This is a genomic window from Sphingomonas sp. P3_C6 (assembly GCF_056402595.1).
In genome coordinates, this window is sequence record NZ_JBFUHB010000004.1 from 276,970 (window position 1) to 287,400 (window position 10,431).

Annotated in this window: 11 protein-coding genes and 1 pseudogene; 11 read left to right on the top strand and 1 reads right to left on the bottom strand. The window is 63.4% G+C overall.

Annotated elements, in window-relative coordinates; all coding sequences use genetic code 11:
• The first annotated feature begins 57 nt into the window (after positions 1–57).
• The 6 genes from AC1DT7_RS07680 to gatB all read left to right on the top strand — a co-directional run bounded on the left by AC1DT7_RS07680 (position 58) and on the right by gatB (position 5,907).
• Positions 58–1,854 carry a DUF4153 domain-containing protein gene (locus tag AC1DT7_RS07680; protein WP_478035337.1) on the top strand — a complete coding sequence of 599 codons (1,797 nt, stop codon included), beginning with the start codon at positions 58–60 and terminating at the stop codon, positions 1,852–1,854.
• A gap of 73 nt (positions 1,855–1,927) precedes the next feature.
• The gene (gatC, locus tag AC1DT7_RS07685; RefSeq protein WP_478035338.1) at positions 1,928–2,215 is read left to right on the top strand and encodes an Asp-tRNA(Asn)/Glu-tRNA(Gln) amidotransferase subunit GatC; all 288 of its coding nucleotides are present in this window, start codon (positions 1,928–1,930) and stop codon (positions 2,213–2,215) included.
• Complete coding sequence (gatA, locus tag AC1DT7_RS07690; RefSeq protein WP_478035339.1) at positions 2,212–3,696, top strand: Asp-tRNA(Asn)/Glu-tRNA(Gln) amidotransferase subunit GatA; 1,485 nt, start codon at positions 2,212–2,214, stop codon at positions 3,694–3,696. The genes gatC and gatA overlap by 4 nt, the downstream gene beginning before the upstream one ends.
• A gap of 51 nt (positions 3,697–3,747) precedes the next feature.
• Positions 3,748–4,023 carry an AbrB/MazE/SpoVT family DNA-binding domain-containing protein gene (locus AC1DT7_RS07695; RefSeq protein ID WP_478035340.1) on the top strand — a complete coding sequence of 92 codons (276 nt, stop codon included), beginning with the start codon at positions 3,748–3,750 and terminating at the stop codon, positions 4,021–4,023.
• Complete coding sequence (locus tag AC1DT7_RS07700; protein ID WP_478035341.1) at positions 4,020–4,433, top strand: type II toxin-antitoxin system VapC family toxin; 414 nt, start codon at positions 4,020–4,022, stop codon at positions 4,431–4,433. Before AC1DT7_RS07695 ends, AC1DT7_RS07700 begins: the two co-directional genes overlap by 4 nt.
• A complete protein-coding gene (gene gatB / locus AC1DT7_RS07705; protein ID WP_478035342.1) occupies positions 4,426–5,907 on the top strand; it encodes an Asp-tRNA(Asn)/Glu-tRNA(Gln) amidotransferase subunit GatB in 1,482 nt (493 codons plus the stop codon). The genes AC1DT7_RS07700 and gatB overlap by 8 nt, the downstream gene beginning before the upstream one ends.
• Here gatB and AC1DT7_RS07710 read toward each other — a convergent pair.
• Positions 5,904–6,800, bottom strand: a complete 897-nt coding sequence (locus AC1DT7_RS07710) for an acyl-CoA desaturase (protein ID WP_478035343.1) — start codon at positions 6,798–6,800, stop codon at positions 5,904–5,906. The two genes, gatB and AC1DT7_RS07710, sit on opposite strands and share 4 nt — an antisense overlap.
• A gap of 103 nt (positions 6,801–6,903) precedes the next feature.
• Between AC1DT7_RS07710 and AC1DT7_RS07715 the strand changes: the two genes are divergently transcribed.
• The 5 genes and pseudogenes from AC1DT7_RS07715 to AC1DT7_RS07735 all read left to right on the top strand — a co-directional run.
• Positions 6,904–7,212 (top strand): metalloregulator ArsR/SmtB family transcription factor, encoded by a 309-nt coding sequence (locus tag AC1DT7_RS07715; RefSeq protein WP_478035344.1) that lies wholly within the window; start codon positions 6,904–6,906, stop codon positions 7,210–7,212.
• Between the two features lie 417 nt (positions 7,213–7,629).
• Positions 7,630–8,373, top strand: a complete 744-nt coding sequence (locus AC1DT7_RS07720) for a hypothetical protein (RefSeq protein ID WP_478035345.1) — start codon at positions 7,630–7,632, stop codon at positions 8,371–8,373.
• Positions 8,374–9,564 (top strand): M48 family metalloprotease, encoded by a 1,191-nt coding sequence (locus AC1DT7_RS07725; protein WP_478035346.1) that lies wholly within the window; start codon positions 8,374–8,376, stop codon positions 9,562–9,564. It abuts the gene before it with no gap.
• 10 nt (positions 9,565–9,574) lie between these two features.
• Complete coding sequence (locus AC1DT7_RS07730; protein ID WP_478035347.1) at positions 9,575–10,186, top strand: hypothetical protein; 612 nt, start codon at positions 9,575–9,577, stop codon at positions 10,184–10,186.
• Positions 10,187–10,277: 91 nt separating this feature from the next.
• A pseudogene (locus tag AC1DT7_RS07735) lies at positions 10,278–10,431 on the top strand (IS630 family transposase); the annotation flags it as partial.

A 10,431-nucleotide genomic window follows, 5' to 3' on the forward strand; every position in this document is an offset into this window, starting at 1 on the left:
CGCGCTTGCAATCCGCTTCGGTCCTGCGCTCATTATGTTCAGAAGAGGGGAACGGGAATGACCGATCGGGCGATGGAAACAGGCGACGGGCCGGAGGGAAGCTGGCGCCTGCGGCCGATGATCCTTGCCGTGATCGGTGCGGTCGCGGCGATCCTCATGCAGCAATTGCTCGATCGCGGCCCTTATACCGGCAGCCCGTATCTGCCCCTCGAAAGCTGGCGAATCGCCCTGTCGGTCGCGATCGGCACCGGCGCGATCACGTTCGGTTTCGGCGTGGAGCGGGTCCGGCTGCCTTGGGCAGTCGGCTTTGCGGTGCTCGCCGGAGCGGCGGCGGGCCTGATCTATCACTGGAACGGCGGCAATGACGGCTGGTCGGATTTCGGCAACTGGCGCTATGCGAGCCTGTTCCTCGCGATCGCGATTGCCGTTCCCCTGTTCCAGACGGCACGCGACGAGGGGGCATGGCGCTTCCCCTATCCCGAAGTGCATGGCCATGCCTGGACCAATGTGGTGCTGTGGTTCGCCTGCTGGATCTTCGTCGGCATCGTCTTCGCGCTCGCCTGGTTGCTGTCGGCGCTGTTCGACCTGATCGGCCTGCATTTCGTACGCGAGATGCTGGAACGGCACTGGTTCGCCGCCGGGCTGGCCGGCGCGGCGTTCGGCGGGGCGCTCGGCCTGTTCCGCGAGTGCGATCGGATCGTGCGGCTGCTCCAGCGCGTGGTGACGGCGGTGCTCGCCGTGCTCGCGCCGGTGCTGGGCGCCGGACTGCTGCTGTTTCTGCTGGCCTTGCCCTTCACCGGGCTCGGCGCGCTGTGGCAGGCCACCAAGGCGACGACGCCGATCCTGCTGTGCTGCGCGATCGGCGCGCTGATCCTGGCCAATGCAGTGATCGGCAATGGCGAGGACGAGGAATCGACCAATCCGGTGCTGCGCTGGGCAGCGATGGCGCTCGGCCTTGCGATCCTGCCGCTGGCGGTGATCGCCGCCGTCGCGACCGGCCTGCGCATCGGCCAATATGGTTTTACGCCCGACCGGCTCTGGGCGCTCGTCTTCGTCATCCTCGCGACGGCTTATGGCATCGCCTATCTCGTCTCGCTGGTGCGTGGGCGCTGGAACTGGGCGGCGAGGGTAAGGCCGGCAAACCTGCACATGGCGTTCATCGTCGCGGGCGTAGTGCTGTTTCTGGCGACCCCGATCCTCAGCTTCAACGCGATCTCCACCCGGGATCAGGTCGCCCGGCTCGAATCCGGCAAGGTCGCACCCGACCGGTTCGACTGGGCGGCGCTCGCGTTCGATTTCGGCGACCCCGGCAAGGTCGCGCTAAAGCGGCTTGCCGGATCGAAGAACGCCGCGATCGCGGATCGGGCGCGCCGTGCTGCGGCGGCCGATAACCGCTACAAGGTGACGGACATCGATCGCACCTCGAAGGAAAACGCCGATCTCGACAGGCGCCTGCGCGTGGTGCCGGCGGGCGGCGTGGTGCCCGATACGCTGAAGAGCAAGCTGACGGACTGGCCGGGATGCGGCAATGGCCGCCAGGATAGCTGCACCCTGCTCTACAGGGCGGGCGACACCACCGCCGTCCTGGTGAAGGATCGCTGCATTGATCGCATCGCCGCCGAACCGGGGGCAGGGGTTTCCCCGATCGTCACCACGGGCGAGTCCTGCGTGATCCGCTACCGGCTGACGGGTGCCGAATGGCAAGCGGTCGGCGAGGGAGAAGCGGCACGGCCGGATGCCGCGGCGCGCGCCGCGCTGAAGGGAGCGCTGGCGGCGGGCAAGGTCGAAATCCGCACCGTCCCGCGCCGCCAGGTGTTTGTCGGCGACGTGCCGGTGGGCGATCCGTTCGAATAACCATCCGCTCCCGGAGCCTTTGGTTGCGCGTTTTGGTTGCGCCCCTTGGCCGCGCTCTGCTAGCCGCGCGGCCATGTCCGTAGATATCGCAACCGTGAAGAAGATCGCGAGCCTTGCCCGCATAGCGATCACCGAGGAAGAGGCCGCGCGCATCGCGCCGGAGCTCGACAACATCATGGGCTGGATCGAGCAGCTCGGCGAGGTCGACACATCGTCGGTCGAGCCGATGACCGCCGTCATCCCCAACCATCTGCGCCTGCGCGACGATGTCGTCACCGACGGCCATGTGCGCGATGCGGTGCTCTCCAATGCCCCAGCGGCGGAGCATGGCTTCTTCGCCGTGCCGAAGGTGATCGAATGAGCCAGCTGACTGATCTTGGCGTCGCGGCGATCCGCGACGGCGTGCGCGAGGGCAGTTTCTCCGCACGCGAAGTGGCGGACGCGTTCGTCGCTCAGGTGAGCAAGGCCAAGGCGCTCAACGCCTTCCTGGTGGAGACCCCTGACCACGCCATTGCGGCGGCCGACGCGGCCGATGCGGCGCGCGCGGCGGGCGAGACACTTAAGCCGCTGGCCGGCGTGCCGATCGGCATGAAGGACCTGTTCTGCACCAAGGGCGTGGCCTCCACCGCGGCGAGCCACATCCTGGAAGGCTTCACGCCGCCATACGAGTCCACCGTCTCCGGCAAGCTGTGGGATGCCGGCGCGGGCATGCTGGGCAAGCTCAACATGGACCAGTTCGCCATGGGCTCGTCCAACGAGACCAGCTATTTCGGCAATGTCATCTCGCCCTGGCGGCGTGCGGACGGCGGCAACGCGCCGCTTGCGCCGGGCGGCTCCTCGGGCGGCAGCTCGGCGGCAATCGCGGCGCGCCTTTGTCCCGCAGCGACCGGCACCGACACCGGCGGCTCGATCCGCCAGCCCGCGGCGTTCACCGGCATCTCTGGTATCAAGCCGACCTATGGCCGCTGCTCGCGCTGGGGCGTCGTGGCCTTCGCGTCGTCGCTCGACCAGGCAGGGCCGATGGCGCGCGACGTGCGCGACTGCGCGATCATGCTCGAGGCGATGACCGGCTTTGATCCCAAGGATTCGACCTCGCTCGATCTCGCGGTGCCCAAATGGGAGGCCGGCCTCTCCGCCAGCCTCGCCGGCAAGCGCATCGGCATCCCCAAGGAATATCGCGTCGACAACATGCCGGCCGAGATCGAGGCGCTGTGGCAGCAGGGCATCGACTGGGCGAAGGATGCCGGCGCCGAGATCGTCGAGGTCTCCTTGCCGCACACGAAATACGCTCTCCCGGCCTATTACATCATCGCCCCGGCCGAGGCGTCGTCCAACCTCGCCCGCTATGATGGCGTGCGCTACGGCCTGCGTGACCTGCCCGAGGGCGCGAACCTGCAGGAAATGTATGCGGCGACCCGCGCGGCCGGTTTCGGCGACGAGGTGAAGCGGCGCATCATGATCGGCACCTATGTGCTCTCCGCCGGCTTCTACGACGCCTATTACACCCAGGCGCAGAAGGTCCGCACGCTGATCGCACGCGATTTCGAACGGGCGTGGGAAAGCTGCGACCTGCTGCTGACGCCCACGGCGCCCTCCGCCGCCTTCGCGCTGGGCGAGAAGAACGCCGATCCGATCGCGATGTACTTGAACGACGTGTTCACGGTGCCCAGCTCGCTCGCCGGCCTGCCGGCGATGTCGGTGCCGGGCGGCCTCGACAAGGACGGCCTGCCGCTCGGCCTGCAGATCATCGGCAAGCCGCTCGACGAGCAGGGCGTGCTGAATGCGGGTCTGGCGCTGGAAGAGCGCGCCGGCTTCGTCGCGCGGCCCGAGGCGTGGTGGTAGACGGTATTACCTGAAAATGGTAATACCGCGCCCATGAGCAAGCAGAGCAATTTGACCGTCAAAGGCCAGGTGACGATCCCGAAGGACGTTCGCGACGCGCTTGGCCTCAAGCCGGGTGAGCCCGTCGAATTCGACTGGAACACGCAGGGCGAGGCGGTGATCCGTAAAGGCGCGCGGACAGACGACTATGACAAGAGATATCGGGCCGCGGTGGCGAACCTGAACCGCGTCCGCGAGAAGTATAAGCATCTGCGAACTGGGCAGGACACCGATGCATATATGGCTGAGATTCGCGAACCGGTGCCCGATCCTTTGCCCGACGCATGATCTTCGTTGACAGCAACGTTATCATCGATCTGCTCGAGGAAGATTCGAACTGGTCGCAATGGTCGCGCGACGAGGTACTGAAAGGGATCGCCGCTGACAGATTGATCGCGGACGTGATCGTTCTTGCCGAATGCGCCACGCATTTTAGCAGCCTGGAGGAAGGGTTGCGCTATTTCGAAGACGTGGGGATTACGTTGAGAGAGATTCCTGCCGCCGCCGCCTTTCGGGCAGGATTGGCGCATAAACTTTATCGCCGGTCCGGCGGAAGGCACGGATCGATCCTCGCCGATTTTTTGATCGGTGGACACGCATCGGCACTTGGCGCGAGGCTCCTGACGCGCGACAGGCAACGTTTCTCTTCCTATTTTCCCGAACTCACCCTCATCACACCCGAGACCGAACATGGCTGACGCATCCACTTCAACCTATCGCATCCGTGGCGCCACCGGCGAGTGGGAGGTCGTGATCGGCCTCGAAGTCCATGCGCAGGTGACCTCCAACGCCAAGCTCTTCTCGGGCGCGGCGACCGCGTTCGGCGCGGAACCCAACACGCAGGTCTCGCTGGTCGATGCCGCGATGCCGGGCATGCTGCCGGTGCCGAACCGCGAGTGCATCCGCCAGGCGGTGCGCACCGGCATGGCGATCGACGCGCAGATCAACAAATGGTCGCGGTTCGACCGCAAGAATTATTTCTACGCCGATCTGCCGCAGGGCTATCAGATCAGCCAGCTCTACCACCCGCTGGTGGGCGAGGGCGCGATCGATATCAGCCTCGATGACAAGAACCCCGACGACGCGACCAAGCGCATCGGCGTCGAGCGCATCCATGTCGAGCAGGATGCCGGCAAGCTGATGCACGATCAGCATCCGACCCAGAGCTATGTCGACCTCAACCGGTCGGGCGTCGCGCTGATGGAGATCGTCAGCCGCCCGGACATGACGTCTCCTGCCGAAGCAGGAGCTTATCTGCGCAAGCTGCGCTCGATCCTGCGCTATGTCGGCTCGTGTGACGGCAATATGGAAGAAGGCTCGATGCGCGCCGACGTGAATGTCAGCGTGCGCAAGCCCGGCGATCCGCTCGGCACCCGTACCGAGACGAAGAACGTCAACTCGGTCCGCTTCGTGATGGCGGTCGTCGAGCAGGAAGCGCTCCGCCAGGTCACCGCGCTGGAGGCCGGCGAACGGATCGTCCAGGAGACGCGTCTCTACGATCCCGACAAGAACGAGACCCGGTCGATGCGCTCCAAGGAAGATGCGCATGATTACCGCTACTTCCCGGATCCCGACCTGTTGCCGCTCGAACTCGACGATGCGTTCCTCGAGGAATGCCGCGCCAGCCTGCCCGAACTGCCCGACGCCAAGCGTCGCCGCTACGAATCGCTCGGCATCACGCCCTATGCCGCCGCCGTCCTGACGGCCGAGGTCGAAGCGGCGCGCTGGTTCGACGCACTGCTCGACACCGGCGCAAAGCCGGTCGCCGCCGCGAACTGGGTGACGTCGGAGCTGTTCGGTGCGCTCAACCGCATCGGCAAGGACATCGAAGAATCACCGGTCACCCCGGCCCAGGCAGGCGAACTGCTTGGCCTCGTCGCGGACGGCACGCTGTCGGGCACGCTCGCCAAGCAGGTGTTCGAGATCATGCTGGAAACCGGCCAGGGCGCCGGCACGGTGGTCGAGGAACGCGGCCTCAAGCAGACCAGCGACACCGGCGAGATCGAGAAGGTCATCGCCGACGTGATGGCCGCGAACGAGGACAAGGTCGCCGAATATCGCTCGGGCAAGGACAAGCTGTTCGGCTTCTTCGTCGGCCAGACGATGAAGGCGATGGGCGGCAAGGCCAATCCTGGCGTGGTCAACGACCTGCTGAAGAAGGCGCTTGGCTAGGCTCGTCTCAGCGTCGGCCTTGGGGGTAGAATATCCGGTGTGCGGATATTCGAGGCAAGGCCGACCCGTTCCAGCAGTTTGATGAAACGGTAACCCCAGTCGCTCTGACCTGGATAGAGGCCGATTCGTGCCGATCCGGGGAAAGCGTGGTGGTTGTTGTGCCACGCCTCGCCCATGGTGATCAGCCCGGCCCAAGGCACGTCATGGGCCTGAACGCCAGCGTCACTCACGATCCAGTGCTGCGGGCCGCGGCGATGGGCGAGATGGCCGACCAGCCAATGGCCATGGACCGACGCGCAGATCCGTATGCAGACACCCCAGACCACGAACGGCCATCCACCGGCAAGCCATAGCAGGGCGGCGATCGGCAGTTGCTGCGCCATCCAGGTCGCCTCGAGGAAGCGGTAGAAGGGATCGCGCCCGATCCGCCCGAGATCGAAACGCGGCGGGTGCGCCAGTTCCAGCCGGCAATGGAGCTGCCACCATGCATCGACCAGCATCGACCGACGATGCGAAAGATAGGGATGGCAATCGCTCTGGCGCTGCGCCCAGTCGCGCAGGTCATGGGTGCGGATCATCCAGAAGGGGCCGCTCATGCCCACTGTCGTGCCGAACCACGCCAGTACGCGTTCCAGCCACAAGGGGCAGTCGAAGCTCTCATGGATCATGCGGCGGTGGAATCCGACCGAATGGCCGAGCAGCAGGCCGGCGCCGGTCGTCAGAACGAACACCGCCACCGTCCCGGGCGTGAGGGTGAGTGGGCCGAGGACGACCGTCGCGGCCATCATGCTGCCGTTCCAGACCGAGTGGGTCGGATCCCATCGCACGGCGCCGGTTCGCGGGTCGGCGAGGGGATCGGGGACCAGGCGGTGTACCTCGTGCGGATCGTGCATTATGGCCTCGCGACATATAATTAAGTAATTACCTAATTACAGATTTCGCTAATTGCAGATTTCCTTGTCGCGGGCAAGCGCGTTTCGGACTATGGGGATGGGTATGGAACGAGTGTTCGAAGCGCTGGCCTCAACCAATCGCCGCAAGATCCTGGCCTATTTGGCGCATGCCGAACTGACGGCGGGCGAGATCGCCTCTCGTTTCGCCATGTCGAAGCCGGCTGTATCGCAGCATCTGTCGGTGCTGGAAAATGCGGGCCTGATCGCGAGTGAGAAACGGGGGCAGTTCGTCCATTACCGACTGGTGGACGATCACCTGGCGAACACGCTGCACGGCTTCTTGCAGGAGGTATGCCCAGTCTCGCGGCCGCTAAAGAGCGAGAGTGCCGAGATAGCCCGCAAGCGATCTTAGTGTGTTTTTGAAACTGCGCGAAAGTGCGAATTTTCGTAGGCCGGTACCGGCGCATTTTCAGACAGACGCTTAGTCCGGGCAGAGTTGATCTACTTCGCGGGCGCCCGTGCATCGTTCTGGTCGAAACGGACACAAGCCAGTCTTGATCGCCCCTTTGCGAAACCCTGTCCCGGCGTAAATCTTTCCTCGTCGCCGACGGGACGCTGTCGGGCACGCCCGCCAAGCAGGAAGGCGATGGGCGGCAAGGCCAATCCCGGCGTGGTCAACGACCTGCTGAAAAGGCGTTGGGCTGAGCGCGATATTTTGCTCCACAATGGAGTAAGTTGGGTATAAATAGAACCTTGCTTCACTCGGAATGATGTGAAAATACCCGCATAGCTGCACCTCGGGGGAGAGTGCGGCACCCGGGGGGATGCAATGTTGCGTGGTGTAGTCGCAGCCGCTTTGGCGGTTTTGGTATGTGCTATGGGTATGTCCTCGGCACAGGCGCAGGAAAAGTCCGGGACAAAGGAAGGCTTTGTTCTCAAGGAAAAATCCGCCAAGATTCTTCTCATACGGCCGACGATAAAGGTGGGCGCTCAATCCACCGGCGGTATGTTCGAACCCAATGCGGATTGGACGGCTCAGGCCAAGGAAAATATCGGGTCTGCGCTCGCTGTTGCTCAAAAGAACCTCGGCAACGAGGTGATTCTGGTCGAAGAGCCGATCGGTCGTTCCGCCGAAGTGATGGCAGACTACCAGGCCCTGTTCTCGGTCTTGGCCGATTCCGTCATCCAATATCAATTCTTCCCTGGAAATCGCCTCCCGACCAAGAAGCGTAAAGGCGTCTTCGAATGGACGATGGGGCCGGGTGTCGCCGATATCGCCAGGGATACTGGCGCCGACTATGCCCTCTTCATCTACAATGAAGACCAATATGGATCCACGGGTCGAAAGATTCTCCAGCTCTTTGCAGCGATGGCGTATGTTTCGGTGAAATCCGGTGAGCACAAGGGCTTTGCCGGGCTAGTCGACCTTCGTACCGGTGATCTGGTTTGGCTCAACGCCGACCTGGCAATGGGCGGAGATGTGCGAACGCCGGAAGGGGCGCAAAAGCGCGTGGCGCAGCTGCTCGAAGACTTTCCGGGCAGCGCGCCGCGGCCTGTACTGGCAGCGAAGTAGGTGAACCCGCTCCGCTTATTGTTGGCGGTCACATCTGTTCTCGGTGCGCTTCCGGCCGAAGCCAAGGAAGCTATCCCGACCTTGCCTCCTTATGTCGGTGCCTATCAGCCTCAAGGCGTCGATGAGCGCGGTGTCTGGATGGTGGCAGACGAGGATGAACGGGCACTCCGCGACTCGAAAGCCGTCATCAACGATACGAAGCTCAACCAATATTTGCGCGACGTCGTCTGTCGTGTGGTTGGGGATGCGAGATGCAATGGCGTGCGTATTTATGTGATACGAGACGCCAGTTTCAACGCGTCGATGGCACCCAATGGAACCCTGGTCGTCAACACGGGGCTCCTGCTACGGGTCCGTGACGAGGCCGAGCTTGCCGCTGTGTTAGGCCACGAGTTCGGCCATTTCGAACTGCGGCACAGCCTGTTGGGGTATAAGCGCAGGCGGACTGCTGGTGATATCGCGGCATGGGCCGGAGTGGGGGCCGCGGCTGCGGTGACCTATGGCTCTCCTTCCTCCGTTCGCACCTATCAGTCGATCCAGCTGTCCACCGTGGGATCGGTCTATGCTTATAACCGGGACCAGGAACGCGAAGCCGACCTCATGTCGATGGCGTATCTGAAGTCGTCGGTCTACGACCCACGCTGCTTCGCCGATATCTGGGATCGCCTGATGGACGAGGCGGACGCTACCGCTCACGGACGCAAGCAGCAAAGCACCAGATACGACCGGGTCGCCTTTTTCGCCGGGCACCCCACATCATTGGAGCGGGCGACATATTTGCGCGGTATCGCCGCGACGATGGGCAAGGTCGGCGAGGATGATGGCCAGCGTTTCAGGGAGGCATTGGCCCCCTGGCGCCCCGAGTTCCTCTCCGATCAACTCAAGCTGAACGACTTTGAGGGGACCGACTATCTCATCGGAGAATTGGCGGGGTCGCAATGGACCGCGGATCTCCTCTTTTCGCGTGGTGAATTGTACCGTGCCCGCGGAAACCCCCGCGATCTGGTGTCCGCGATAGGATTTTATCGTGATGCGCTTCTGCAGGACCCGACAAATGCCGATGCGTATCGCGGCATCGGGCTCGCGCAGTTGCGCAGTCGCGACCCAGCCGGCGTCGAGGCCCTAAAAAAGTACCTCGACATGAGGCCGGGTGCTCCCGATCGAGCGATGATTTCTACTCTTCTGCAGTGAGAACAATGACATGACGTACAGAATCTCGTCGGCGGTCGTCGCACTGGCGTTGCTCGGGGCCGGGCCGGCCGTCGCCGGCAACAAGCTGATTTCCCTGGGCTCAAAGGTGGCGGTCGCGAAATCGCTGCTGACCATCACGCCCGATCGCGAATGGAACAAGATGGGGGCCAGGCCCGGAAGAAATTCCGAAACCTGGACGCTCGACGGCGACGGGCTCAACGATGTGACCTTCTACGGCGGTATTGAAAATGACCGTACGCTGTTCCGGGAAGTCGACAAACGGTCGAAGCCCTTGCCGCGCTTCTCGTCAACGATGCTGCTCACGGATTTGCCGGTGCTGTTCGAGAACAGCTACAGCATCGCCCTCAATACCCAACTCATGAAGGTCGACTCGGTCGAACCGGCGATCTTTCTGGGCCAGAAGGGGGTGCGCTTCTCGTACACATTCAGCCGGCTGAACGAGGAGGTCCGACGCAAGGGTGAGGCTTCGGCGGCGATCATTGGCGGAAAACTCTTCATGATCACTTTCGAAGCCCCCGACGTGTTTTACTACGAGCGCGATATCCCCGCCTATCGCGCTATCGTTGCGAAGGCGACCGTCGGAAGCGGTGGCAGCCGCTAGAGCGGGATGACATTTGACTGATTCAAATGGGATTCCCTTTGGTCTGATTTTCTGATTCAAGATGCTGGCTGGAGATCGGAGGCCAGCTAGCATGGCCAAGCCCTATTCGATGGACCTGCGCGAGCGGGTTGTAGCGGCGGTGATGGAGGAGAGCATGTCCTGCCATGCGGCGGCGGCACGCTTTGGCGTAGCGGCGAGCTCGGCGATCAAATGGGTACGGCGTGTGCGTGAGACGGGTAGCGCAG

Bases quoted from the DNA above. Each gene is read 5' to 3' on its own strand.
- AC1DT7_RS07680 (WP_478035337.1), top strand. From the start codon at position 58: ATGACCGATCGGGCGATGGAAACAGGCGACGGGCCGGAGGGAAGCTGG.
- AC1DT7_RS07730 (WP_478035347.1), top strand. From the start codon at position 9,575: ATGACGTACAGAATCTCGTCGGCGGTCGTCGCACTGGCGTTGCTCGGG.
- gatB (WP_478035342.1), top strand. From the start codon at position 4,426: ATGGCTGACGCATCCACTTCAACCTATCGCATCCGTGGCGCCACCGGC.
- AC1DT7_RS07715 (WP_478035344.1), top strand. From the start codon at position 6,904: ATGGAACGAGTGTTCGAAGCGCTGGCCTCAACCAATCGCCGCAAGATC.
- gatC (WP_478035338.1), top strand. From the start codon at position 1,928: ATGTCCGTAGATATCGCAACCGTGAAGAAGATCGCGAGCCTTGCCCGC.
- gatA (WP_478035339.1), top strand. From the start codon at position 2,212: ATGAGCCAGCTGACTGATCTTGGCGTCGCGGCGATCCGCGACGGCGTG.
- AC1DT7_RS07720 (WP_478035345.1), top strand. From the start codon at position 7,630: ATGTTGCGTGGTGTAGTCGCAGCCGCTTTGGCGGTTTTGGTATGTGCT.
- AC1DT7_RS07700 (WP_478035341.1), top strand. From the start codon at position 4,020: ATGATCTTCGTTGACAGCAACGTTATCATCGATCTGCTCGAGGAAGAT.
- AC1DT7_RS07710 (WP_478035343.1), bottom strand. From the start codon at position 6,800: ATGCACGATCCGCACGAGGTACACCGCCTGGTCCCCGATCCCCTCGCC.